Below are 23,342 nucleotides of genomic sequence, written 5' to 3' on the forward strand. Positions count from 1 at the left end.
CGCGACCTGGGGCACTTAGGATCAACCACCCAGGGAAGGGAATGCCCGCGCAACGGCTGGACAGGCGCAGACCTGACCGCGCCACAACACCTCGTGCGGGCAGCAACGGCAGCCGACACCTCGGCAACCACTAAGGACAGGTACTCATGCTTCAGCAGCGGACGCGACTGTTCGGTTCGATCGCGGGCCTGTGCACGGCCGGCGCACTGCTCGCCGGTTGCGGCGGGGGGGACTCGGGCGAGCAGGCGCAGAACCAGCCCGCTCCGCAGGCTCCCGCTCAGGGGCAGTCCGCTGCGGGCAAGCAGACCTCGGGTGCGTTCGAGAACTTCTCGCCGACCGCCAAGGCGGTCACCTACAAGCCGGACCAGGTGCCGGTGGGCGGGCACATCACCGTGTCCTCCACCAACGCCGACGGCAAGTCCAAGGTGACCGTCGAGGTCAAGGGCCTGCAGCCGAACCGCCCCTACGGTGGGCACGTGCACGTCAAGCCCTGCGGTGCCACCGGTGAGGACGCGGGCTCGCACTTCCAGGAGAAGGCCGACCCGGTGAAGCCGTCGGTCGACCCGGCCTACGCCAACCCGCAGAACGAGGTGTGGCTGGACTTCCACACCGACGCCCAGGGCAACGGCACCGCCACCGCCGAGGGCAACTGGTCGTTGGCCACCCGCGACGACGCCCAGTCGGTGGTCATCCACGAGACCCACACGCACTCCGAGCCCGGCAAGGCCGGCTCCGCGGGCGGGCGCCTGGCCTGCATCTCCGCGGACTTCTGAGCCGCGCGGACCCCGAGGGCGCTCGCCGACCAGGCGGGCGCCCTCGTCGCGTCCCGGGAGGCCGGGAGCGGCCCGCGACGCAGGTCACGGGTGATCGCGGTTCGCCGTCAGGGACAATGGCAGCGATGACCGCTCTGGACCTGCCCGCCGCGACGGGCACCACGACGCTGCGGATCGGCCCCTACGAGGTCGACCCGCCGGTGGTGCTCGCCCCGATGGCCGGGATCACCAACGTCGCGTTCCGGCGGCTGTGCCGGGAGTACGGGGCCGGGTTGTACGTGTGCGAGATGATCACCAGCCGCGCGCTGGTCGAGCGGCACCCGAAGACCCTGGAGATGATCACCTTCGACGACGACGAGCGCCCGCGCTCGATGCAGCTCTACGGCGTCGACCCGGTGACCATGGGCCAGGCTGTGCGCATGATCGTCGACGAGGACCTCGCCGACCACGTCGACATGAACTTCGGCTGCCCGGTGCCCAAGGTCACCCGCAAGGGCGGCGGCTCGGCGCTGCCGTACAAGCGGCAGCTGTTCCGCGAGATCGTCCGCGCCGCGGTCACCGCCGCCGAGCCCGCGGGCGTCCCGGTGACCGTGAAGTTCCGGATCGGCATCGACGACGAGCACATCACCTACCTCGACGCCGGGCGCATCGCCGAGGAGGAGGGCGCCAAGGCGGTCGCGCTGCACGGCAGGACCGCCTCGCAGCGCTACTCCGGCACCGCCGACTGGTCGGCGATCCGCACGCTCAAGGAGCACGTCACCTCGATCCCGGTGCTGGGCAACGGTGACATCTTCAGCGCCGACGACGCGCTGCGGATGGTGGCCGAGACCGGGTGCGACGGCGTGGTCGTCGGCCGCGGTTGCCTCGGGCGCCCGTGGCTGTTCCGCGACCTGCAGGCCGCCTTCAGCGGTGAGCCCGTCCCCGACGGCCCCCACCTGGGTGAGGTCGCGCGCGTCCTGCGGCGGCACGCCGAACTGCTCGCCGACCACATGGGCGAGGAGAAGGGCCTCCGGGACCTGCGCAAGCACATGTCGCAGTACCTGCGGGGCTTCCCGGTGGGGTCGGACCTGCGGCAGGGCTTCGGGCTCGTCTCCAGCCTCGCCGAGCTCGACGACCTGCTGGCCCAGCTCGACCCGGACGTGCCCTTCCCGGCCGACGCCGAAGGACCCCGCGGGCGGCAGGGCTCGGCGGGAAAGGTCGTGCTGCCGGAGGGGTGGCTGGACGACCCGGACGACGCGACCGTGCCCACCGGCGCGGAGATCGACTCCAGCGGCGGCTGATCCGTGCGCGTGGTCTGGGTGCTCGTGGCCGCGCTGTGCTTGAGCGGGTGCGCCTCGGCACCGCCGCAACCGGACCTCCGCCAGTACTTCGCGGACAACAACGCCGCAGCGGCGGCGGGGCCGCGAGCGCAGGAGGAGTTCTTCCGCCGCACGCAGCACCCCGATTTCGCCGACAGCACGTGCGAACTCGGCGATCTCACCGTCCACCTCGATCCTGCCTGGAGCACGCTGCGCCCGGACCCCGGGTTCGCCGCCGGCGGCGTGGTTCCGCGCGGCGAGATCTGGGCTGTCGGTGTCGAGGTCACCACCCGGGCGAACGGCAGCGCCACCGGTCATCAAATCGGGTCACAACACCTCGTAGTGCTCGACGGGCGCACGTTCGGCTTCGCACCCTGTCCTCAATAACCGAAAACCCGCGTCGTGCGGGGAAGATCACCCAGCCCACGTGCGGGGTCGGCGATGTGGAACGAGAACTGGTCTGCTCGTCCGTGCGGGTGGGTCCGAACCGATTCGCTTCCACATCCGCCCCCTCGCCCGGTACACACCTAGGAGCCGAAGGCTCGGTCTCCCCATCACCGAGATGTAACCCGATCGCGCGAATCGAGGTACGGGGCGAGTCGAAACGGCATGATCGTTCCGTCACAACCGACGACAGCGCGCGGACGGGAGGTGGTCGACATGATCCGCAACGGATTTGCCGGGCAGGACCCGCACTCCGGTGGTGGGGACGTGCCGCAGCCGCCGACACCCCGCAGCCGTGAGGAGCTCGCCAACGGCACGGGCATGGCGGAACTGCACGAATCCATCGCGCGGTTGCTGGCCTCGCGCGGGCAGTGGCGCCAGGCCTACCACCACCTCCGCTCCGCGCTGGACATGATGTCGTCGGACAAGCCCGCGGTCCCCGAGCAGTTGCGCAGCGAGGTCGAACTGCTGCGCAAGGAGCACGCCAAAGCTCGCGAGGACAGCCTGCGGGACAGCCTCACCGCCAGCTACAACCGTCGGTACCTCGACGAACGGCTTGCGGACCTGGTAGCCGAGAACGCCATGACCGGGGAGGGCCTGGCCGTGGCGCTGATCGACCTGGACTGGTTCAAGCTCGTCAACGACACCTACGGCCACCTCTTCGGGGACCGGGTGCTGCAACGCGTCGTCGACCTGCTGCAGGAGGCGCTGCCGGACGGGGCGTTCTGCGCCCGCTACGGCGGCGAGGAGTTCGTGCTGGTGCTGCCGCACATCCTGCCCAACTCGGCGGCCCAGGTGTGCGAGGCGGCCCGGCAGCGGGTCGAGCACTTCGAGTGGGGGACCATGGCACCCGGGCTCGGTGTGACGATCAGCATCGGCGTCGCGCACGAACAGGGCACCGGTGCACCCGTCTCGGGCGAGCAGCAGCTCATCGCGTCCGACGCGCTGCTGTACGCGGCGAAGCGGGCCGGCCGGAACGCCGTCGCCTACCGGAAGGGCACCGAAGTCCGGTTGGCCGGGGCCGCCGCGGAACGCGTCGTCGAAGCGGGGAGCCGCGTCGCCGGTTACTGATGGCGATCACGCGAAAACACACGGTGCAACCAGATTTCGAGCATACCGGTCATCTGGATTAGCACGGCTAGTCGCAACAGACCAGCCAGGCGGTAGGATCGTGCACTGATTGTGAAGAAATTGTCGGCGCTATCGTCAGTTCGGGCGATCCGCCGTACTATCTCCAAGGCGCCACGCGATACATGTCGGGGAGTATCGAGCGCGTCAGCACGGTTCGCAGACGATGACTGAGGCAGGTTGGGAGGGAACACGCGTGCCGCAAGACCCCCGGCATGGCGACTTCGGGCACCGGCGTACCCGCCCCGACGAGACCGCCGATGCCACCGGTCAGGCGAGTGGTGGACGGCGCCGACGCGCGCTGTCCGAGGACGGCACCGGTGGCACTCGCGTCATCGACCTGCTGTCCAAGCACGGCAAGAGCCCCGGCACCTCCGGTCACCGCCGCGCGGCCGAACCGGAAGCACCCTCGGCACCGCAGTCCCCCCAGACCGGACCCCGCCGGACAGCACCGGACCCGCCGCAGGCCTGGACCTCACCCGAGCCCTCGGGCCGCCGCGCCCGGCAAGCCCCTCCGAGCCGGCCGATGCCCAACCCGCCGGCTCCGCCGATCAACCCGGCTCCCCCGGCCGGCTGGACGCCGCCGAGCACCGGCCCCCGCCCGGTGCAGCAGCCGCCCGCCGGCCCGGTGTCACCGCCTTCCGGCCGCAACCAGCGGCCGACTCCGCCTCCGCCTTCCGCTCCGGGCGCCGCCGCCGCGTTCGCCGGTGGCGCCGCCGCGCGCCCCACGCGGCGCAACCCCGAGCCACCCGGCGAGGAGGCCACCCGCATCAGCCAGGCGTTGAGCGCCGATGCTCCGCAGCGCGTCTCGCCGCCGTCCGGGCGCAACCCGCGTCCGGGCCCCGCGCGCCCGCCGGCTGACATGGACGCCACCACCCAGCACCCGCGCGTCCCGGCTGCTCCTCAGCAGCCCCAGCAGCCCCAGCAACCGCAGCCCGGCTCGCAGCAGCAGCCCCACCCGCAACACCAGGGCGGTCCCCAGCAGCTGGGCGGCCCCCAGCAGCAGGGCCAGCAGGCCGCGAAGCCCTCAGCGCCGCCGGTCGAGCGCGCCGAGGAAACCGCGATCGTGGCGCCGGCCGACGGCTACTCCGAGCTCGACGAGTACGCCGAGCTCGATGAGTACGGCGAGCTGGAGGAGTACAGCGAGCTCGGCGACGAGGAGTTCGACGACTCCGGCGAGCGCAAGAACGACATCGAGCAGATCGACCTGACGCTGGCCCGGTTCTCCGCGGTGCACGACGAGATCGCCGCCGAGGAGGCCAAGCGCCGCAAGCGCTACGCGTGGCTTCCCGGCCACAAGAAGGAACCGGAGCTCGGCAGCGACATGCCGTTCGACTTCCACGAGGACCGCGGCGGCGCGTCGCGCGTGGAGTGGAAGAAGAAGCAGCGCAAGCGCCGCACGAACCTGATCGTGATGGCCGTGGCGGTCGCCGCGTCGCTGACGGTGTTCCTGTCGCTGGGCTTCGCCTGGGGCGCCACCACGCTGTTCGGACCGCCGTCGGTGCTGGCGCTGGACCCGAACTCCCGCGACATCAAGGACGTCGCCAACCAGGCTGGCGACCAGAACTTCCTGATGATCGGCTCGGACACCCGCGCGGGCGCCAGCGCCGCCGACGGCGTCGGGTCCGAGGCCGACGAGCCGGGCGCGCGCTCGGACACCACGATGATCGCCCACATCCCGGCCGACCGGAGCCGCGTGGAGCTGGTGTCCTTCCCGCGCGACCTGCAGGTGAACATGCCCGCCTGCGAGCGCTGGGACCCCAAGACCGGCCAGTACAGCAACGAGGTCGTCCCGCCGAAGGAAGGCGCGCGGCTCAACGAGGCCTACGCCGTCGGCGGCCCGCTCTGCACCACCAAGGTCATCCAGCAGGTCTCCGGCCTGCGGATGGACAGCTTCCTCGGCATCGACTTCAACGGCTTCAAGTCCATGGTCGACGCGGTGCACGGCGTCGAGATCTGCACCCCGAAGCCGGTCGTGGACTCCACGCTGGGCACCGTGATCCCCGAAGCCGGACGGCACACCCTCACCGGCGACCAGGCCCTGACCTACGTCCGGGCCCGTCACGTCGAGGGCGACCCGACCTCGGACTACGGCCGGATGCAGCGCCAGCAGATGTTCCTGTCGTCGCTGCTGCGCAAGACCATGTCCAGCCAGGTGCTGCTGGACCCGCGCAAGCTCAGCGACTTCGTCAAGGCCGTCAGCGCCAACACCTTCGGCGACAACGTCAGCGCCGACCGGCTGATGGGCCTCGGCCAGCAACTGCAGGGCCTGGACCCGAACAAGGTCACCTTCGTGACGGTCCCGACCACCGGCTACGCCAACGAGGAGGGCAAGGAGGTCCTTCGCGAGGACGCCGCGAAGTCGCTGTTCCAGTCGATGATCGACGGTGCTCCGGTGTCGACCGGCAGCGCTCCGCGGCAGGTCGCGCAGTCCACGCCGACCGGTGGTTCGGGCGGTTCCGGCGGTGCGTCCGGAGCGGGCCGGGTGCTGCACCAGCAGCCCGCCGCCCCCTCCCTGCCGGACGACCTGCGAACCGTGAACGCCGGCACCGACACCTGCGGCTGACCTGCGGGTACGTCCGGTTCGGACCTGCCGATCACGTCGAGTTCACCGCCGGTTCACCACAGGTCATTCTGTCCGATTCCGCGGCGAAGTACGCTGGGTGACATGCGCGAGGTCTACCAGGAACAGCTAGGCATGCTCACCGACGTTCTCGCCTCGATGTCGGCGATGGTCGGGACGGCGATGGAGCGGGCCACCAAGTCGCTCCTGGAGGCCGACCTGACCCTGGCCGAGCAGGTCATCGACGAGGACGCCCTGGTCGACGAGGCCCGCTCGCGCGCCGAGGAGTACGCCTTCGGCCTGCTGGCGCTGCAGGCCCCGGTCGCCGGTGACCTGCGCAGCGTCATCGCCACCATCCACGCCGCCGAGGACATGGAGCGGATGGGCGACCTCGCGCTGCACGTCGCCAAGGCCGCCCGGCGCAGGCACCCCAACGCGGTGCTGCCCGACGACGTCTCCGCCTACTTCGCCGAGATGGGCCGCATCGCGGTGAAGCTGGCCAACCAGGTCAGCACCGTGATCCGCACCCACGACGTGGAGGCCGCGCGGCTGCTGGAAGAGATCGACGACGAGATGGACGACCTGCACCGGCACCTGTTCACCGTGCTGATGAGCCCCGACTGGGAGCACGGGGTCGCCACGGCCGTCGACGTCACGCTGCTGGGCCGCTTCTACGAGCGCTTCGCCGACCACGCCGTCGCGGTCGCCCGCCGCGTCGAGTTCATCGTGACCGGAAAGATGCCGTCCCGTTGATCCGTCCTCGCTGGTCAACGGCGATCTGGTGCGGAAAGTACTAATAGTCGGTCTCAGCACTCGATGTTGTGATCATCGTGTGCCATCCTCTTTCGGGTGAGAAGCGACCGAACTCGTACCGATGGGGGGCGCGGTGGGTAAGAGTCCGACCGTGCACCGACGTCGACTGGGCAGTGAACTGCGGCGCCTCCGCGAGATCGCCGGCCGTACGCACCGGGAGGTCGCCGCCCACCTGGACTGCTCGCAGGGCAAGATCAGCCAGATCGAGCTGGGCCGCGTTCCGGTGCGCACCTCCGACGTGCGCCTGATGGCCGAGTTCTACGGCGCGTCCGGCGATCAGCTCGAGGCGCTCATCGACTTGGCCCAGGACTCCAAGCAGCGTGGCTGGTGGCAGCAGTACCCGAGCACCGCGCAGCGTCCCGGCCTGCAGACCTACTTGGGGTTGGAGACCTCCGCGAAGGCGGTCAGCTGCTTCGGCAGCGACCCGCTGCCGGAGCTGCTGCAGACCACCGACTACACGCGCGCACTGCTGACCTCCGACTCGCAGGTGTTCACCGACGACGAGATCGCCGAGCGCCTGCAGGTGGTCTCCACCCGGCAGCAGCGGTTGCTGGGTGAGCAGCCCCTGGAGCTCTGGGCGGTCCTCGACGAGTCCGCGCTGCGGCGCTGCGTGGGCGGCCCGGGCGTGATGCGGCAGCAGTTGGAGCACCTGGTGCTGCTGGGCTACCGGCGCAACGTCACCATCCAGGTCCTGCCGTTCGTCGTCGGTGCCCACCCGCTGATGGGCGACCGGGCGGCGGTGTTCTCCTTCGCCAACGAGGCGGATCCGCAGGTGGTCCACCTGGGAGACTCGGCCAACTCCCGCTTCTTGGACAAGGCCGCCGACACCGCCGACTACCTCAAGGCCTTTGAGCAGGTGTGCACGAGCGCCCTGGGCCCCAAGGACTCCAGCGCTTTCATCTCTGCGGTGGCGGACGAGCTCCCAGCGCAGTGAGGACCTGCACCCTCGGCCCGGCACGACCCCGGGACGACGTGGAAGAGGGCCTCCTGCAGCGAGGCCCTCTTCTGCTCGCGCGAGACTTGCTGCACAACAGCGCTTGTCAGGGTTCGGGCCGGGAGAAGGTGCCGTGGCGACCCTCGCCGGAGGCGAAGCGAGCTGCCCCGCCGACGCCGTCGCTGGTGTAGGACTCCACGCCGACGGCGTACTCGAAGGCCATGGCCTCGGATTCCGAGCGGCCGAACTGCTCGTGCACCGACCGGCGATCGTTGCGCAGGCAGGTTTGCGGGAACCGGGTGAGCTGCCGCGCCAAGTATTCGGCGGCCTCACGGCTGCTCCCCGGTTCGACGACGCGGTTGGCCAACCCGAAGTCGAGCGCTTCCGCCGCCTCCACCGGCCGGCCGGTCAGAACCATGTCCAGGGCTCGGCTCGTACCGATCAACCGCGGCAACCGGACGGTGCCGCCGTCGACGAGCGGCACTCCCCAGCGCCGGCAGAACACTCCGAACACCGCATCGGACGCAGCGACGCGCAGATCGCACCAGAGGGTCAGCTCCAGGCCGCCGGCGACCGCGTGGCCTTCCACAGCGGCGATGACGGGCTTGGACAAGGTCAGGCGAGTCGGGCCCATCGGTCCGTCGCCGTCCTCGCTGAGCACGTTCATCTCGTCGGTGCCCAAGGCTTTGAGGTTCGCCCCGGCGCAGAAGGTGCCTCCTTCGCCGTGGAGCACGGCGACATCGGCGTCGGGATCGGCGTCGAACGCCTTGAAGGCGTGGGCGAGTTCCGCTGCCATCGGACCGTCGACGGAGTTGCGGCGCTCAGGGCGAGCCAGGACCACGGTCGTCACCCGCTCCCGCGTCTCCACCCGGATCGACTCGTACTGCGTCGTCATGCCTCCGCCTCCTGGTTCCACAACGGCTCCCGCAACGCACGCCGGAGAACCCCCGGCCCCACCCTCCCCGGCCGGCCCGGCTGATCACTCCCAGTCGACCGAATCCCACCCCGGAAAGCAACAACGCCGTCCGCTCAAGCAGGACAGCACGCAGGGACGCTGGAGTCATCGCTCAACACGGACGAGCAACCGCCACCACCCAACGAGCGCACCAACGCAGCCGAAGGCGACAAGCTCCACCCGTGCCCCCAAAGCCACTGCGCCAAGCGACGTTCCCCCCCACAACCCCCACTCGAACTTCGCGCGGATGTCGAACGGTAACCCTCGGAGCAGCCCAGGCACGCCGGAGTTCCCGACACCCCCGCGCGTCAGCCCGACCACGGCGGCGCCGCCCTGCACGAGCAACGTCCAGCCCCGTCGGATCTCGCGCGAAGATCGACAAAGCCCCGCACACCAACGCTCTGCGCTGCACAGACACGTCCGGGCTCAGGGAACGCCCTCGCGCGTCCGGGAACAGGAAGTTGCGACCAGGCGCCAAGCCGCGCACAGCCCCACACTCGAGCTTGGCGCGAATGTCGAACTGGAGGCCTCGGAGCAGGCCCAACACGGCGGAGATCACGGAGCGGCCCCGGGCGCGTCGGGCGGTGGCATCACCCTCTCCGCGCGAAACACCGCACCGCCCGGTCGAAACCCGCGCGAGGTTGGACGCTCTGCGCTGCACTGACACACTCGGCCTCAAGATCCGCCGTCGCGTGTCGGGGCCGAAGAAGTCACGACCTTCTCGCGCCTAGCTGCGCCCAGCCCTCGCTCGAACTCCGTGCGAGATTCGAACGGTAACCCTCGGACCAGGCCAGACACACCGGGGGCCACGAAGCACCCGGGCACGGCGGGCGATGGTCACAACCTCCTCGCGCGAAACACCGTCCCACCCGGTCGAAATCCGCGCGAAGTTCGACAAGGCCCCCCGCACACCAACGCTCTGCGCTGCACAGACACACTCGGCCTCAAGATCCGCCGTCGCGTGTCGGGGCCGAAGAAGTCACGACCTTCTCGCGCCTAGCTGCGCCCAGCCCTCGCTCGAACTCCGTGCGAAATTCGAACGGTAACCCTCGGACCAGGCCAGACACACCGGGGGCCACGAAGCACCCGGGCACGGCGGGCGATGGTCACAACCTCCTCGCGCGAAACACCGTCCCGCCCGGTCGAAATCCGCGCGAAGTTCGACAAGGCCCCCCGCACACCAACGCTCTGCGCTGCACAGACACGCTCCGGCTCAGGATGCGCACTCGCTGGTCGGGCTGAGAGGGTCACGACCTTCTCGGGGCAGGCTGCGCCTAGCGCTCAGTCGAAGTTCGCGCGAAGTTCGAACTGCAGGCCTCGGAACAGGGCAGACACGGCGGAGACCACGGAGCGGCCCCGGGCGCGTCGGGCGAAGTGACAGCGTCGCACCGGCTGAGCAACCGGCACCGCCGTGGGCTCGCGGAGGTTCTTTGGGCAGGACAGTCGTGGCAGGTTCAGGACCCGTAAGGCGTTGGGGATCTCCCCCTAGCCGCACCGGGTTCTGCAGGACGACCACCAGGCCCTCAGTGCGGGCGAGCCGGAGGCTCGCCCGCACGACATCGCGGCTCACCCACGGGGAACCCGAACGAGGATCAGCCGAAGCGGCCGGAGATGTAGTCCTCCGTGGCCTTCTGAGCGGGGTTGGAGAAGATCTTCCCGGTCTCGTCGATCTCCACCAGCTGGCCGGGTTCCCCGACCGCGCGGAGGTTGAAGAACGCGGTCTGGTCGCTGACGCGGGCGGCCTGCTGCATGTTGTGGGTGACGATGACGATCGTGTAGTCCTGCTTGAGGTTCGCGATGAGGTCCTCGATCGCCAGGGTCGAGATCGGGTCGAGCGCGGAGCAGGGCTCGTCCATTAGCAGCACGTCGGGGCGCACCGCGATGGCGCGGGCGATGCAGAGGCGCTGCTGCTGACCGCCGGAGAGGCCGCCGCCCGGCTTGTTGAGCCGGTCCTTGACCTCTTCCCACAGGTTCGCGCCGCGCAGCGCCTTCTCGGCGACCTCGTCCAGGTGCGCCTTGTTCTTCTCGCCCGCGAGCTTCAGGCCGGCGACCACGTTGTCCCGGATGGACATCGTGGGGAACGGGTTGGCGCGCTGGAAGACCATGCCGATGGTCTTGCGGACCTGCACCGGGTCGACGTCGTCGGCGTAGATGTCCTCGCCGTCGAGCATCACCTTGCCCTCGACGCGGGCACCCGGGATGACCTCGTGCATCCGGTTCAGCGACCGCAGCACGGTGGACTTGCCGCAACCGGAGGGACCGATGAAGGCGGTGACGCTGCGGGCGGGCACCTGCAGGGTCACGTCCTGCACGGCGTGGAACTTGCCGTAGTGGAGGTTCAGGTCTTTGATGTCGAGACGCTTGGCCATGTCGAGAAGTCCCTACTTGGTCTTGATCGCGAAGATCTTGGACAGACCGGTGGCAGCGAGGTTGATCAGCATGATGACGAGGACGAGGGTCAGCGCCGCCCCCCACATCCGGTAGTCGCCGGCCGCGGTTCCGGTGCTGCGCTCCATGAAGATGGTCAGCGGGAGAGAGGCCATCTCCCCGTTGAAGAGGTCGAAGTTGATCGCCGAGGAGTACCCGACCAGGATCAGCAGTGGTGCGGTCTCACCGAGCACACGCGCCAGGCCGAGCATGATGCCGGTGAGGATGCCGGACAGCGCGGTCGGCAGCACGATCCGCACGATGGTCTTCCACTTCGGCAGGCCCAGCGCGTAGGCCGCTTCGCGCAGTTCGTTCGGCACGATGAGCAGCATCGTCTCGGTGACCCGGACGACGACCGGCAGCATCAGCAGCAGCAGCGACAGCGCCACCGCGAAGCCGCTGCGGGTCATGCCGAAGGTGGTGATCCACAGCGCGTAGATGAACAGGCCCGCCACGATCGACGGCAAACCGCTCAGGATGTCCACCATGAAGGTGGCGGCCTTGGCCAGCTTCGACTGCTGCCCGTACTCGACGAGGTAGATCGCGACCATCACGCCGAGCGGGACCGCGAAGACCAGGCAGACCAGGCCTTCGAAGACGGTGCCGACCAGGGCGTGGTAGATGCCGCCGCCGAAGTCGGTGGGCAGCAGGCCCTTGAACGAGTGGGACCACCACACGGTGCTGAGGAGGGGCCGGAGGCCGCGCTCGAACAGCGTCCACAGCACCCACAGCAGCGGGATGACCGCGATCACGAAGGCCGCCGCGAACAGGACGGTGGCCAGGTTGTCCTTGAACTTCCGGCCGAAGCCGATGCTCTGGAAGGCCGGCGCGGTGGCGAGCTGCTCCACGTCGGCGGCGTCGGTCCTCATGACTTCCCCTCAGCGCCGGCCGCGCTCTCGATCCAGCGCGCGAGCGCGTTGACTGCGAAGGTGATGACGAACAGCACCAGGCCGGCCGAGATGTAGGCCCCGACCTGCAGGTTGTTGTTGAACTCGGCGGACCCGAGGGCGATCTTGGAGGCGAAGGTCGCCCCGCTGTCGAAGATGCTGTACCCGGGTGCCGCGGAGGTGCCGCTCAGGATGATGGTCAGCGCCATCGTCTCGCCCAGGGCGCGGCCGAGACCGAGCATGGAGCCGCCCACGAAGCCGTTGCGGCCGAAGGGCCACACCGTGGTCTTGATGACCTCCCAGCGGGTCGCGCCGAGGGCGAGCGCACCCTCGATCTGCGCGGCCGGGGTGCGGGAGAAGACCTCGCGGGTCACACCGGTGATCGTCGGGATGATCATCACCGCGAGCACGATCCCGGCGGTGAAGACGTTGGCGCCGGAGTCGACCTGGCTGATGTTGCCCTGGGCGAAGATCGGGATCCAGCCCAGGTTCTCGTTCAGCCAGTTCGCCACGGGCTTGAGGAACGGCCCCAGCACCAGGAAGCCCCAGAGGCCGTAGACGACCGAGGGCACCGCGGCCAGCAGGTCGACGACGTAGGCGAACGGGCGGGCCAGGATCCGCGGCGCGTACCGGGTGAGGAACAGGGCGATGCCGCCGGACAGCGGCATCGCGATCACCAGCGCGACCAGCGAGCTGGCCACGGTGATCCACGCGAGGTCGATGATCCCGAAGCTCATGTCGTTCGGGTCGCCGGTGTCCCACTCCCTGCTGAACAGGAAGTTCACCTGGTTCACCTGCAGGGCGGGGACCGCGCGGACGAGCAGGAAGATCGCGATGGCCGCGATCACCGCCACCACGAACGCCCCGGACGCGGTGGCGAGCGAGGAGAACAGCTTGTCGCCGAGTCGGGAGGTTCTGCCCGCGGGTTTCAGTGGAGCGGAAATGGGAGCCTCCGGTCCGGAATGCGCCGAGGCGTCCCGCTGGGCACCGCTGGTGCTCGCGGGCCGCGCTTCGGTTCTCGTCGAGTCGGTCACTGCGATTCGCAGCCTCTCATCTTCTCCGGTGGACCAGGGGGTCCGCACGAATCTCGAGCGGCCCCGGTCACGCTCACGAGATTGCGTTGACGGCTTCCAGGACCTTGCCCTTGAAGGACTCGGGCAGCGGGACGTAACCCGACTTCTCGAGGTCCTCCGGGTCGGCGTTGGCCGCCACGGTGAGGAACGACTTGACCGCCTTGGTGGTCTCCGGGTCGTAACCCTTCGAGCAGACGATCTCGTAGGTGTTCAACACGATCGGGTAGACGCCGGGGGACTTGTTGCCGTAGATCGACTTGAGGTCGACCTTGAGGTCGTGGCCTTCGCCCTCGATCTCGGCGGCTTCGATGCCCCGGCCGACGTTCGCGGTGCTGAGCTCGACGGGGCCGGAGCCGCTGTCGATCTTGGCGACGCCCAGGCCCAGGTTCTTCGGGAAGGACCACTCGACGTAGGTGAAGGCACCCTCGGTGGCCTTGACCGACTGCGCGACCTGGTCGGAGCCGTCGCGGCCCTGGCCGACGCCCTGTCCGCCTTGGAAGGTCTTGCCCTCACCGGTGAAGGCCCCGCCCGTCGCGGTCTTGAGGTACTTCTGGAAGTTCTCGGTCGTGCCCGATTCGTCCGAGCGGTAGAACGGCACGATCTCGATCCCGGGGAGCTGGGCGTTCGGGTTCAACGCCTTGATCGCCGGGTCGTCCCACTTCTTGATCTCACCCTTGAAGATCTTGCTGATCACGTCGGGGGTGAGGGTCAGGGCGGGGTTGCCCGGGAGGTTGTAGGAGATCGCGATCGGGCCGAACACCATCGGGATGTTCCAGGCCGGGTTGCCCTGGCAGCGCGCAGCCGCCTCGGCGACCTCGCCCTTCTCCTCCTTCAGCGCGGAGTCCGAGCCGCCGAAGTCGACCTGTCCGGCGGTGAAGGCGGCGACGCCTTTGCCGGAACCGGACTTCGTGTAGTTCACGGTCTGGTCGGGGCACTTGATGCCGTAGTCGCGGGCGAAGACGTCCACAGCGTTCTTCTGCGCCGACGATCCCTCGCCGGAGACCGGCTTGGTGCCGCAGTCGACCTGCAACCCGGCGAGCGCGGGGTTGATGCCGCCCTCCGGGATGTTGTAGTCCGTACCGCAGCCGGCGAGCACAAGCGCGCCCGCAGCGAAGACGGCCCATGCAGCGCTGTGCCGCTTGATTCTCACTTCGGTCCTCCACCCAAGGGACGAGCTTGCGGGTCGCGGCCGAGCGTGCACGCTCGTGCTCGGTTCCGCTGGGGGCGACGCTAAGCAGCCAGGGTGGCCTGTCCTCGCCATCGAAGTGAACGGAAGGTGAACAAGGCACACTGAGTAAGCAGAACCACATTCCAACGGGCGAAATCGAGGCGGAGGTTCCGATCTTGCCGTGACTCAGCGCAGCTCCGCGGTCAGCGCCCGAATTGCACGTCGCTGTCCAGCTTGGCGAAGCCCAACCGCTGGTAGACCTTCACCGCGGGGACGTTGTCCGCCTCGACGTAGAGGATGACGTGGCTGCGCCCGGTGTCGCGCAGGTGCCGCAGGCCGGCCACGGTCAGTGACTTCCCCAAGCCGCCGCCCTGGGCGTGCGGGTCAACGCCGACGACGTAGACCTCGCCCGTCCCGTCCGGGTGCACCTTCGTCCAGTGGAAGCCGAGCAGCTCGCCGGAGGCGTCCACCGCGAGGAAGAAGCCCGCCGGGTCGAACCAGTCCTCCTGCTCCTTGGTGCGCAGGTCCTGCTCGGTCATGTCGCCCTGCTCCGGATGCCAGACGAACGCGCGGTGGTTCACCCGCACCACGTCGGCCTCGTCCTCGCCCGGTCGGAAGGTGCGCAGCGTGACGCCCTCCGGTGGCGGCGCCTCGGGCAGCTCGGGTTCGGTCAGCGGACGACCCATCCGCCACAGCTCCCGCGGCCGGTGGAAGCCGTAGCGCTCGGCCAGCCGCACCGCACCCGGGTGCTCGCCGTGCGACCAGGTCCTCAGCCGGCCGGTGTCGATGTCGGGATCGGTGCCGAGCTCGGCGCGCTCCAGCAGCGCCTCCACGAGCCTGGTGCCCGCGCCCTGACGGCGGTGGTCGGGGTGCACGGCCAGCTCGGCGACCAGTTGGCCGGCGTCGGGCTCGTGCTCGGTGTCCAGGTGCGCGTACCCGATCAGCGCGCCCCCGGAGTCGCGCAGGACGAAGTGCTCGGAGCGCACGTCGGCCTGCACCGGCTCGATCTGGTGCACGACGTCGCGGTGCGCCTTGAGCCGCAGGATCACGTGCTCGCCGACCGGGGCGACGCCGTCCGCCTTCTCGGTCTCCTCGAGCAGGGCCATCACTTCGGCCAGCTCGCCCTCGTCCAGTCCGTTCCGCCAAGTCAGCTGCACGCCTCTGACCCTACCCACCCGAGCACGACGAAGCCCCCGATCCGATGATCGGGGGCTTCGGCCGTCGAACTCGGTGTCAAGCGTTGACGTTCGACCGCCCCAGGGACTCCGCTGCCGCTTCCGCCTCGGCGGCTTCGGCGACCTCCGCGGCCACCGGCGAGGTCGTGCCGCCGCGGTTCGGGCGGACGAACTTGTAGCCGACGTTGCGCACGGTGCCGATCATCGCGTCGTGCTCGGGGCCCAGCTTGGCGCGCAGCCGCCGGACGTGGACGTCCACCGTGCGGGTGCCGCCGAAGAAGTCGTACCCCCAGACCTCCTGCAGCAGCTGAGCACGGGTGAACACCCGGCCCGCGTGACCGGCCAGGAACTTCAACAGCTCGAACTCCTTGTAGGTCAGTTCGAGCGCGCGCCCCCGCAGCCGGGCCGTGTAGGTGGCCTCCTCGATGACCAGGTCGCCGACCGTCAGCGAGCCGTCACCGCCGGAGGAGGCGCTGCTGCGCCGCGAGACCAGCAGCCGCAGCCGCGCGTCGACCTCGGCCGGGCCGGTGCTCGGCAGCAGGATGTCGTCCACGCCCCACTCGGCGTTGACGGTCACCAATCCGCCCTCGTTGACCAGGGCGATCACCGGGACGTCACCGGCGGAGAGCAGGCGGCACAGGTCGCGGGCGCCCGCCAGGTCGGTGCGGGCGTCGACGATGACGACGTCGTGGGCACCCCCGGACAGGATGGCTCCGGGGTCGGCGGGGAGGATTCGGACTCGGTGCGGCAGCAGGGCCAGCGACGGCAGGACCGCGTCGCAATCGGACTCACCGGTCAGCAGGAGCAGTTCGGAGCTCATCTGGGGGGCCTCCATCTCCAGGCGCGAACAGCCGAGGGCCGTGGCTCGGGCGTCACCCGCAGTGGTCGGATGACTCGGCGTCGTTGCCTGTGGATGCCAAGGAGAATAACCGACATGCGCCGGAAAAACCCAGGTCCCGCCGAGGGCGTCACATTTGTGAACAGCAGGCGACCTCGTGTTTCGCCCACGTTTCGCGATGGGGCTGTCACGTTGCGCGCAGAAGACGGTACGCGGTTGCGCGGTGTGCTGGACCCCGGTCCCGGGCTGCCCGCGCCCCTGGGTTTCGTCGTCGGCCACGGTTTCACGAACCACATCCGCAAGCCCAGCGTGCGCGTTGTCCTGCAGCGGTTGGCGACTCACGGACCGGTGCTGGCGACCGACTTCCGCGGGCACGGCCGTTCGGGCGGGCGGACCACCGTGGGGCCGAACGAGGCGATGGACATCGACGCCGCCGTCGCGCACCTGCGGTCGCTCGGGTGTGAGCGGGTCGTCACCATCGGGTTCTCGCTGGGCGGCTCCGTGGTCCTCCGCCAAGCCGCGCTGGGAACCCCGCCGGACGCCGTGATCTCGGTGAGCAGCCCGGCGCGCTGGTTCGTCCGCGAGACGCCGGCGATGCGCCGGGTGCACTGGCTGCTCGAACAACCCCACGGCCGGCTGGCCGCGCGGCTGCTCGGCGTGCGGCTCGCGCCTCCGTGGCCTCGGGTTCCGATCTCGCCGCTCGAACTCGTGACCCGCGTCGAGATCCCGCGGCTGGTCGTGCACGGTGCCGAGGATCACTACTTCCCACCCACGGACGCGCGCGCCCTCGCCGAGGCGGGAGACGCCGAGTTCTGGCTGGTCGAGGGCATGCGGCACGCCGAGAGCTCCACGTCGCCGGAGCTGGTGGACCGGATCGTGGCCTGGGCGGTGGATATGGTGGTGCCACCCGATCGTGCCCGGTCGGACCGCCGGTGCCCCGACAGAACGGAACGCGCGGAGTGAAGAAGCTCGCGATCACGCTCGTCCTCGTGATCGGCCTCCTGGTCGCCGCCGACTTCGGCTCGGCCGCGGTCGCCGAGTACCAGGTGTCGAAGAAGGTCGGCCAGCAGCTCAAGCTGCCGGAGCAGCCGGAAGTCTCGATCAACGGCTTCCCGTTCCTCACCCAGGTCGTGGCCGGGAACTACCGCGACGTGCAGCTGGTCGCCAACGCCGTGCCGGTCGGGCCGTTCAACGAGGTGGGCATCGAGGCCGACCTGCACGGGGCGAAGGTCGCCGCCTCCGAGGTCATCGCCGGGACGGCCGACGAGTTCACGGTGGACCAGCTGGTGGGCCGGGTGAAGCTGAAGGCCTCCGACGTGGCGCGGCTGATCGGGATCCAGGACCTGACCATCGAACCAGCCGCCCCGGACGCGCTGGCCGACGACGAGGGCAACGTCAGTCAGGCCGACGAGCAGCTGGCCCAGGGCGGCGACGACCAGCGGGCGCTGGTCCAGCTCGACGGCACCGTGAACATCGCGGGCTCGGACAACAAGGTCCGGGTGATCGCGGTGCTGGCGTTGGTCAACGGCAAGATGGAGATCGAGCCGCGCAAGCTGGAGCTGAACAACAGCGCGCTGGGCCCGATCGACCTGCCGCCGATCTTCGAGCAGTCGGTGCTCAAGCAGTTCAACACCACCCTGGACCCGGGCATGCTGCCGTTCGAGGTGCAGCCCACGGCGGTGCGCGCGGAACGCGGCGCGCTGGTCATCGAGGGCACCGCGGACAACGTGACCATCAGCGGGAACGGGGTGTCCACGCGATGAGCCCAGGCGTGATCGCGCTGCTGGTCGTGGTCCCGGTGGCGCTGGTGATCGGCCTGGTGTGGCAGGCCCGGCAGGGCAAGGTGCGCAGCAGCGGGGGTGAGGAGATCGTGACCGACCACTTCCCGGACGGCCTCAAGCAGCAGCTCGCCGACGCGCCCGACCCGGACGCGCAGGTGACGTTGCTGCAGCTGTCGACGACCTTCTGCCAGCCGTGCCGGCACACCCGCATCCTGCTCGCCGACTTCGCGGGCAAGAACGACCACGTCCGGCACGTCGAGGTCGACCTCACCGACCACCCCGAGTGGTCCACCCCGCTGCGGGTGCACACGACCCCCACCACGCTGGTCCTCGACCGCGACGGTCGCGAGCTCTTCCGCGTCGGCGGCGTCCCCCGGCCGCAAGCCCTCGCCGAAGCCATCGAGCCGCACGTGTCGTGACGAAGGTCCGCATCCCACTCGTGACGAAGGTCCGCATCCCACTGTATGAACGTTCTTCCCGGCGATCGGTCCATCCGGGTAGCCTCTAGGCGTGCATGTACTGCTGACCCGAAGGCGCGCGGTTGATCTCTGCCGCGTGGGTAGCAGCCTGTGTTGATGGCACTGACCGGGCGGTAGTACGCGCGTGAGCACGGCCTCGTCATGCCTTCATGGCCTCGCCGGCGTGCGCCCCACCGCCTGACGGACTCGGCAGACCCAGTCCACATCGTCAGGAGGCCTTCGAAGATGTCTGCCACGACGCTCGATCCGCGTGGCGTCCGGTTCACAGCGGCGATCACCAGCGCGATCCTCGCGCTGGGCCTCGTCACCACGAGCTGGCGCGTGATGGCGGCCCAGATGGTGTTGTTCGGTCTGTGCGCGTTCATCGGAATGCAGCTCAACCCCTGGGGCGCGCTGTACCGGAGCGCCGTGCAGCCCAAGCTGGCGCCGGTCGCCCCGGAAGACCGCGAGGACTCCGCGCCCGTGCGCTTCTCGCAAGGGGTGGGCTTCGCCTTCGCCCTCGTGGCCACCATCGGCTACGCGGCGGAGCTGACCACCCTCGGCATCGTGGCCAACGCCTTAGCCCTGGTAGCGGCACTGCTGAACGCGGTGTTCGGCTACTGCCTCGGATGCCAGATGTACTTGGTGCTCCGCCGGTTCGCACCGGCCGGGGCGTCCACAGCAGACTGAAGTCAAGTTCGAAGATCAACGAAGGAGTCGCTCGATGAGCCGCGCAGAGGTCCTGGTCTCCACCGAGTGGGCCGAAGAGAACCTGAACACCGACGGGGTGGTGTTCGCTGAGGTGGACGAGGACACCACCGCCTACGACGGCGGCCACATCCCCGGGGCCATCAAGCTGGACTGGAAGAACGAGCTGCAGGACCACGTCCGCCGTGACTTCGTCGACCGCGAGGGCTTCGGAAAGCTGTTGTCCGACAAGGGCATCAGCAACGACGACACCGTGGTGCTCTACGGCGGCAACAACAACTGGTTCGCCGCCTACGCCTACTGGTACTTCAAGCTCTACGGCCACCGCGACGTCAAGCTGCTCGACGGCGGTCGCAAGAAGTGGGAGCTCGACGGTCGCGAGCTGACCAAGGAGGAGCCGAACCGCTCCGCCACGACCTACAAGGCGCAGGAGCCGGACACCTCGATCCGCGCCTTCCGGGACGAGGTCGTGGACGCCATCGGCAAGAAGAACCTGGTCGACGTGCGGTCGCCTGACGAGTTCTCCGGCAAGCTGCTGGCCCCGGCGCACCTGCCGCAGGAAGCCGCCCAGCGCGGTGGCCACATCCCGAGCGCGATCAACGTGCCGTGGAGCAAGGCCGCGAACGAGGACGGCACCTTCCGCTCCGACGAGGAGCTCAAGGAGATCTACGGCGACGCCGGGCTGGACACCAGCAAGGACACCATCGCCTACTGCCGCATCGGCGAGCGCTCGTCGCACACCTGGTTCGTGCTGCGCGAGCTGCTCGGCCACCAGAACGTCAAGAACTACGACGGTTCCTGGACCGAGTACGGCTCTCTGATCGGCGTGCCGATCGAGAACCCGTCCGAGGCCTGATCCACCCCGGTATCCCCGAACAAGGAGTTTGTGTCATGAGTGGATGCGGAGCGCCGCAGCAGTCGGCAACCGCGGTCGACGAGGCCACTGACCAGGTCGTCGTGGCCGGCAAGGTGCGGGCCGGGGAGTCGCCCGTCGGCGGGGCTTTCGTCCGCCTGCTGGACTCCTCCGGTGAGTTCACCGCGGAGGTCGTGACCTCCGAGGAGGGCGACTTCCGGTTCTACGCCGCGCCCGGCGATTGGACCGTCCGCGCGCTGCACCGCAGCGGCAAGGGCGAGTCGACGGTCTCCCCGAGCGGCACGGGCGTGCACTCGGTGGACATCGCGGTCGCCTGATCGCTGATCTGACGAAGGGCCGGCACCTCTGGAGGTGCCGGCCCTTCGTCGTCCCAGGTGAGGGCTGCTGCCGGGGCTCACGCCTTCCGCGAGCGCAGGAGGGCGAACGCGCGTTCGTCGCGGTCCGGGGTGCGGGGGTCGGAGTCCTCCTGGCAGCCGACCGTGGTGAAGTCCACGACGTCCCAGCCGGTGCGGTCGAAGAGGCGGCGGAGACCGGTCTCGCTGAAGATCCAGAAGTTGGTGGCGTCGTCGTTGGCCTCCGCAGGGTCCAGCAGGTAGGCGACCGGCTGCTCGGCGATGCGGGTGCCGTCCGGGGTGACCTGGGCGATGCGAGTCGAGACGAAGCACAGCTCGGCGCGCTCGGCCAGCCGATCCAGCACCAGGAACGGGTTCTTCAGGTGGTAGAGCAGGCCGAGGAAGAACACCGCGCCGTAGTGCTCGGCGGGCAGCCGGAACTGGGCGTCGAGGTCGATCTCGTGCACCTGCGCCCGCGACCGCAGCTCCTCGACGAGCCGCCGGGCACCGCGCAGGCCGTTGAAGTTCGTGGGCGCGTTGTCGACCAGGTCGACCTCGCAGCCCAGCTCGTCCTCCAGGAAGAACCCGAAGTCGCCGTCGGCGGCGCCGATGTCGGCGATGCGGGTGCCCGCGATGCGGTCGAAGACCTGCCGCTGCGGCCCGCTGAGCAGCGCGTCCAGGTGGAAGATGTTGGCCATCGTGTCGTAGGGGTACCAACCGAAGTCCGCCGTAACGATCTTGTCCTTGCGGGCCAGCAGCTCCTCGCGGTAGGCCAGCGCGCGCTCACGCAGCGTCTCGAAGTCCATGTGATCCTCGTCCCGGCTCTGACGTTCCTGGTGTTCAGCGGCCTGCTCCGACCGCGCACCACGCCGATCATGCCGCACGCCACACCCAGACCGGGCGTCGACGTGGTTATCCTTCACGCGTGGAACTCCTGGACTTCATGCACTACGGCCTCGTCACGCTCGTCGGACTCGCTGCGGTCGCGACCATGTGGTTCGCCTTCTACGTGGTGTACCGCCTGTACAACGACTGATCAGCGCCTCGTTGTAGCCTCGTGGAGATGACTGCAACGCCGAACGAACCGCAGCCGGGCAGCGGCGACGCCGCAGTTGCCGCTGCCGCCGAACGCGCCAAGATCACCCGGGACGTCAACGTCCCGGAGTTCGACGACCTCCCGGGCGAGGGCGACACCGCGAACCTGCGGGTGGGCCCCTCGCTCAATGACGCCTGCCTGTCGCTGCTGCCTCTGGTCGGCGTGTGGCGCGGCGAGGGCGAGGCTTCGCACCCGTCGATGGACGAGACCTACCGGTTCGTCCAGCAGGTGACGATCTCCCACGACGGTCGCCCGTTCCTGGTGTACGCCAGCCGCGCCTGGCGCCTGGACGGCGAGGGCGGCACGGTCGTCGCGCCGGCCTTCCGCGAGTACGGCTTCCTGCGCCCGCAGCCGGACGACAGCATCGAGCTGCTGCTGATGCACTCGACCGGTGTGACGGAGCTGTTCATCGGCACCCCGCGCAACACCACGACCTGGGAGTTCGGCACGGACGCCGTGCTGCGCACCCCGAGCGGCGAGGACGTCACCGCCGCCAGCCGCCTCTACGGCGTGGTCGACGGCGCCCTCGCCTACGTCGAGGAGCGGGCCACCTCCGAGCACGAGATCCAGCCGCGCCTCTCCGCGAAGCTCGACCGCATCGCCGGCTGAGGACGTCCAGCGAGCAACGCAGCCGCTTCCTCTCCACCCACCTGAGCACCTCGCACAGCCCCGGGGGCAGCGGCGTCATGACGAGCACGCCGCGACGCCGTGTGCAGGCGCTGAGCAGCGCGACCGCGGGACCTCAGGCTCGGTAGTTCGATTCGTAGAGGTCGACCACTTCGGCGTGCAGCGCGTCGTCGGCCTTGATCGAGGTGCCGTCGATGGAGCGCACCTGGGTGATGCGGCGGAGGCTGGAGGCGAGCCAGACGCCGTCGGAATCGAAGAGCGCCGAGGTGGGGAAGTTGACCACCTCGGTCCGCCAGCCCGCCTGCTCGGCCGCGCGGAACAGCGCACCTTGGGTGGTGCCTTGCAGGACTCCGGCGGCGGGCGGCGTGGTCAGCAGCGTGCGCCCCTGAGCCAGCACGACCGTCGAGGTGGGGCCTTCCAGCACGACCCCGTCGTCGGCCGTGAAGACCACCTCGTCCGCGCCGCGCGATTCAGCCTCGCGCAGCGCGGCCATGTTCACCGCGTAGGACAGCGTCTTCGCCGACAGGAGCAACCAGGGGGCGCGTTCCATCAGGTCGGAGGAGTACCCGCGTTCCAGGGTCACGACCTCGACACCGCTGTCCCGCTTGCGCCGGGTCTCCGGACCGACGTCCATGCCCATCGCGAAGCCGTGCGGGGTGCCGTCCCCGCCGTCGACACCGCGGGTGCAGACCAGCTTGAGCCCCATCTCGGTCTCGGACTCCCACGGCCAGGCGTCGATGACCGCCTGCGCTGCGCGTTCCCAGGCCTCGCGCTCCGGCAGGGGCATCTGCATAAGCCGTGCGGAGCGCTCCATCCGCTCCAGGTGGGCGCCGAGCTCCCGCGGTGCGCGGTCGACGACCAGGATCGTCTCGAAGCAACCGTCGCCTCGCATCACGCCGAGGTCGTCGGCCCGGAACAGCGGGGCCTCGGGGTCGGCGAGCGTCCCGTCCAGAAGTGCCAGTACGCGCATGACGCGAGCGTAGAGCGTCC

At 69.6% G+C, this 23,342-nt stretch carries 24 protein-coding genes; 15 read left to right on the forward strand and 9 right to left on the reverse strand.

The window, feature by feature from the left end; translation table 11 throughout:
- The first annotated feature begins 146 nt into the window (after positions 1–146).
- The 7 genes from EIL87_RS26320 to EIL87_RS26350 all read left to right on the forward strand — a co-directional run bounded on the left by EIL87_RS26320 (position 147) and on the right by EIL87_RS26350 (position 7,953).
- Positions 147–773: a superoxide dismutase family protein gene (locus EIL87_RS26320; protein ID WP_125093239.1), complete on the forward strand. Its 627-nt coding sequence runs from the start codon at positions 147–149 to the stop codon at positions 771–773.
- Between the two features lie 125 nt (positions 774–898).
- Positions 899–2,053, forward strand: coding sequence for a tRNA dihydrouridine synthase DusB (gene dusB / locus EIL87_RS26325; protein ID WP_125093240.1), 1,155 nt, complete (start codon positions 899–901; stop codon positions 2,051–2,053).
- 9 nt (positions 2,054–2,062) lie between these two features.
- Positions 2,063–2,458: a hypothetical protein gene (locus EIL87_RS26330; protein ID WP_199740614.1), complete on the forward strand. Its 396-nt coding sequence runs from the start codon at positions 2,063–2,065 to the stop codon at positions 2,456–2,458.
- Between the two features lie 273 nt (positions 2,459–2,731).
- Positions 2,732–3,586, forward strand: a complete 855-nt coding sequence (locus EIL87_RS26335; RefSeq protein WP_233576602.1) for a GGDEF domain-containing protein — start codon at positions 2,732–2,734, stop codon at positions 3,584–3,586.
- A 253-nt stretch (positions 3,587–3,839) separates the two neighbouring features.
- Entirely contained in the window at positions 3,840–6,209 is a 2,370-nt protein-coding gene (locus EIL87_RS26340) for an LCP family protein (protein ID WP_233576603.1), read from the forward strand.
- A gap of 102 nt (positions 6,210–6,311) precedes the next feature.
- On the forward strand, positions 6,312–6,959 hold the full coding sequence (phoU, locus tag EIL87_RS26345) for a phosphate signaling complex protein PhoU (RefSeq protein ID WP_125093242.1): 648 nt from the start codon (positions 6,312–6,314) through the stop codon (positions 6,957–6,959).
- A gap of 151 nt (positions 6,960–7,110) precedes the next feature.
- Positions 7,111–7,953: a helix-turn-helix domain-containing protein gene (locus EIL87_RS26350; protein ID WP_125093243.1), complete on the forward strand. Its 843-nt coding sequence runs from the start codon at positions 7,111–7,113 to the stop codon at positions 7,951–7,953.
- Between the two features lie 106 nt (positions 7,954–8,059).
- Here the strand turns inward: EIL87_RS26350 and EIL87_RS26355 are convergent, their stop codons facing one another.
- The 7 genes from EIL87_RS26355 to EIL87_RS26385 form a co-directional block, all read right to left on the reverse strand.
- Positions 8,060–8,848: a crotonase/enoyl-CoA hydratase family protein gene (locus EIL87_RS26355; protein ID WP_125093244.1), complete on the reverse strand. Its 789-nt coding sequence runs from the start codon at positions 8,846–8,848 to the stop codon at positions 8,060–8,062.
- Positions 8,849–10,500: 1,652 nt separating this feature from the next.
- Positions 10,501–11,277, reverse strand: coding sequence for a phosphate ABC transporter ATP-binding protein PstB (pstB, locus tag EIL87_RS26360; RefSeq protein ID WP_125093245.1), 777 nt, complete (start codon positions 11,275–11,277; stop codon positions 10,501–10,503).
- Between the two features lie 12 nt (positions 11,278–11,289).
- Positions 11,290–12,204, reverse strand: coding sequence for a phosphate ABC transporter permease PstA (gene pstA, locus EIL87_RS26365; protein ID WP_125093246.1), 915 nt, complete (start codon positions 12,202–12,204; stop codon positions 11,290–11,292).
- Positions 12,201–13,154, reverse strand: a complete 954-nt coding sequence (gene pstC / locus EIL87_RS26370; protein ID WP_233576635.1) for a phosphate ABC transporter permease subunit PstC — start codon at positions 13,152–13,154, stop codon at positions 12,201–12,203. The genes pstA and pstC overlap by 4 nt, the downstream gene beginning before the upstream one ends.
- A gap of 175 nt (positions 13,155–13,329) precedes the next feature.
- Complete coding sequence (pstS, locus tag EIL87_RS26375; RefSeq protein WP_125093248.1) at positions 13,330–14,445, reverse strand: phosphate ABC transporter substrate-binding protein PstS; 1,116 nt, start codon at positions 14,443–14,445, stop codon at positions 13,330–13,332.
- Positions 14,446–14,666: 221 nt separating this feature from the next.
- Positions 14,667–15,620 (reverse strand): mycothiol synthase, encoded by a 954-nt coding sequence (mshD, locus tag EIL87_RS26380; RefSeq protein ID WP_407690576.1) that lies wholly within the window; start codon positions 15,618–15,620, stop codon positions 14,667–14,669.
- A gap of 76 nt (positions 15,621–15,696) precedes the next feature.
- Positions 15,697–16,458, reverse strand: coding sequence for a winged helix-turn-helix transcriptional regulator (locus EIL87_RS26385; protein ID WP_125093249.1), 762 nt, complete (start codon positions 16,456–16,458; stop codon positions 15,697–15,699).
- Positions 16,459–16,668: 210 nt separating this feature from the next.
- Between EIL87_RS26385 and EIL87_RS26390 the strand changes: the two genes are divergently transcribed.
- The 7 genes from EIL87_RS26390 (at position 16,669) to EIL87_RS26415 (ending at position 20,614) form a co-directional block, all read left to right on the forward strand.
- Complete coding sequence (locus EIL87_RS26390) at positions 16,669–17,439, forward strand: alpha/beta hydrolase (protein ID WP_233576604.1); 771 nt, start codon at positions 16,669–16,671, stop codon at positions 17,437–17,439.
- On the forward strand, positions 17,436–18,239 hold the full coding sequence (locus tag EIL87_RS26395) for an LmeA family phospholipid-binding protein (RefSeq protein WP_125093251.1): 804 nt from the start codon (positions 17,436–17,438) through the stop codon (positions 18,237–18,239). The genes EIL87_RS26390 and EIL87_RS26395 overlap by 4 nt, the downstream gene beginning before the upstream one ends.
- Complete coding sequence (locus EIL87_RS26400; protein WP_125093252.1) at positions 18,236–18,676, forward strand: TlpA family protein disulfide reductase; 441 nt, start codon at positions 18,236–18,238, stop codon at positions 18,674–18,676. Before EIL87_RS26395 ends, EIL87_RS26400 begins: the two co-directional genes overlap by 4 nt.
- Before the next feature lie 91 nt (positions 18,677–18,767).
- On the forward strand, positions 18,768–18,833 hold the full coding sequence (locus tag EIL87_RS28000; protein ID WP_363786369.1) for a putative leader peptide: 66 nt from the start codon (positions 18,768–18,770) through the stop codon (positions 18,831–18,833).
- Between the two features lie 128 nt (positions 18,834–18,961).
- A complete protein-coding gene (locus EIL87_RS26405; protein ID WP_125093253.1) occupies positions 18,962–19,405 on the forward strand; it encodes a DUF4395 domain-containing protein in 444 nt (147 codons plus the stop codon).
- Between the two features lie 34 nt (positions 19,406–19,439).
- Complete coding sequence (locus EIL87_RS26410) at positions 19,440–20,279, forward strand: sulfurtransferase (protein ID WP_125093254.1); 840 nt, start codon at positions 19,440–19,442, stop codon at positions 20,277–20,279.
- Between the two features lie 35 nt (positions 20,280–20,314).
- On the forward strand, positions 20,315–20,614 hold the full coding sequence (locus EIL87_RS26415; RefSeq protein ID WP_125093255.1) for a DUF1416 domain-containing protein: 300 nt from the start codon (positions 20,315–20,317) through the stop codon (positions 20,612–20,614).
- A 77-nt stretch (positions 20,615–20,691) separates the two neighbouring features.
- Here the strand turns inward: EIL87_RS26415 and EIL87_RS26420 are convergent, their stop codons facing one another.
- Positions 20,692–21,435 (reverse strand): class I SAM-dependent methyltransferase, encoded by a 744-nt coding sequence (locus EIL87_RS26420; protein ID WP_125093256.1) that lies wholly within the window; start codon positions 21,433–21,435, stop codon positions 20,692–20,694.
- A gap of 257 nt (positions 21,436–21,692) precedes the next feature.
- Here EIL87_RS26420 and EIL87_RS26425 point away from each other — a divergent pair, with 257 nt between their 5' ends.
- A complete protein-coding gene (locus EIL87_RS26425; RefSeq protein ID WP_125093257.1) occupies positions 21,693–22,334 on the forward strand; it encodes an FABP family protein in 642 nt (213 codons plus the stop codon).
- 133 nt (positions 22,335–22,467) lie between these two features.
- Here the strand turns inward: EIL87_RS26425 and EIL87_RS26430 are convergent, their stop codons facing one another.
- Complete coding sequence (locus tag EIL87_RS26430; protein ID WP_125093258.1) at positions 22,468–23,322, reverse strand: aminodeoxychorismate lyase; 855 nt, start codon at positions 23,320–23,322, stop codon at positions 22,468–22,470.
- Between the last annotated feature and the right edge of the window lie 20 nt (positions 23,323–23,342).

This window comes from Saccharopolyspora rhizosphaerae, from assembly GCF_003931915.1.
In the GTDB taxonomy this organism is placed as follows: Bacteria; Actinomycetota; Actinomycetes; order Mycobacteriales; family Pseudonocardiaceae; genus Saccharopolyspora; species Saccharopolyspora rhizosphaerae.

Excerpts from the sequence above, each read along its gene's own strand:
- pstB (WP_125093245.1), bottom strand. The coding sequence starts at position 11,277 with ATGGCCAAGCGTCTCGACATCAAAGACCTGAACCTCCACTACGGCAAG.
- dusB (WP_125093240.1), top strand. The coding sequence starts at position 899 with ATGACCGCTCTGGACCTGCCCGCCGCGACGGGCACCACGACGCTGCGG.
- EIL87_RS26430 (WP_125093258.1), bottom strand. The coding sequence starts at position 23,322 with ATGCGCGTACTGGCACTTCTGGACGGGACGCTCGCCGACCCCGAGGCC.
- pstA (WP_125093246.1), bottom strand. The coding sequence starts at position 12,204 with ATGAGGACCGACGCCGCCGACGTGGAGCAGCTCGCCACCGCGCCGGCC.
- EIL87_RS26415 (WP_125093255.1), top strand. The coding sequence starts at position 20,315 with ATGAGTGGATGCGGAGCGCCGCAGCAGTCGGCAACCGCGGTCGACGAG.
- EIL87_RS26355 (WP_125093244.1), bottom strand. The coding sequence starts at position 8,848 with ATGACGACGCAGTACGAGTCGATCCGGGTGGAGACGCGGGAGCGGGTG.
- EIL87_RS26425 (WP_125093257.1), top strand. The coding sequence starts at position 21,693 with ATGACTGCAACGCCGAACGAACCGCAGCCGGGCAGCGGCGACGCCGCA.
- EIL87_RS26410 (WP_125093254.1), top strand. The coding sequence starts at position 19,440 with ATGAGCCGCGCAGAGGTCCTGGTCTCCACCGAGTGGGCCGAAGAGAAC.
- phoU (WP_125093242.1), top strand. The coding sequence starts at position 6,312 with ATGCGCGAGGTCTACCAGGAACAGCTAGGCATGCTCACCGACGTTCTC.
- EIL87_RS26385 (WP_125093249.1), bottom strand. The coding sequence starts at position 16,458 with ATGAGCTCCGAACTGCTCCTGCTGACCGGTGAGTCCGATTGCGACGCG.
- EIL87_RS26420 (WP_125093256.1), bottom strand. The coding sequence starts at position 21,435 with ATGGACTTCGAGACGCTGCGTGAGCGCGCGCTGGCCTACCGCGAGGAG.
- EIL87_RS26405 (WP_125093253.1), top strand. The coding sequence starts at position 18,962 with ATGTCTGCCACGACGCTCGATCCGCGTGGCGTCCGGTTCACAGCGGCG.
- EIL87_RS26400 (WP_125093252.1), top strand. The coding sequence starts at position 18,236 with ATGAGCCCAGGCGTGATCGCGCTGCTGGTCGTGGTCCCGGTGGCGCTG.
- EIL87_RS26320 (WP_125093239.1), top strand. The coding sequence starts at position 147 with ATGCTTCAGCAGCGGACGCGACTGTTCGGTTCGATCGCGGGCCTGTGC.
- EIL87_RS26335 (WP_233576602.1), top strand. The coding sequence starts at position 2,732 with ATGATCCGCAACGGATTTGCCGGGCAGGACCCGCACTCCGGTGGTGGG.